The sequence below is a fragment of the Lentilactobacillus hilgardii DSM 20176 = ATCC 8290 genome (assembly GCF_000159315.1).
GTDB lineage: Bacteria > Bacillota > Bacilli > Lactobacillales > Lactobacillaceae > Lentilactobacillus > Lentilactobacillus hilgardii.
Map to the genome: position 1 here is coordinate 1 of NZ_GG670047.1, position 241 is coordinate 241.

Here is a 241-nt window from a genome sequence, read left to right on the forward strand (position 1 = left end):
ATTAAATTAATTGACCAACGGCTTACGGAGTTGGGGTATGATCAGAATAAAAGAAACAGTATGTCTGATTACGACATCGGCTTAAATATTGTTGGCTATGCGCAATCCTTTTATAAGCAAAGTGACTTAAAGACAGCCAATCAGTACCGATATCCAGTCACTCTGCCAGGCTTTCGCGACATGGAAGATTATCAAGCGTGTGCCATTCAGCTTGGAATTCCCAAATAAAGTAAATAATATG

General features: G+C 39.0%; 1 pseudogene. It reads left to right on the forward strand.

Annotation, left to right across the window (positions count from 1 at the left end):
• Positions 1-228: pseudogene (locus tag HMPREF0519_RS12825) on the forward strand (D-alanyl-D-alanine carboxypeptidase); the annotation flags it as partial.
• Between the last annotated feature and the right edge of the window lie 13 nt (positions 229-241).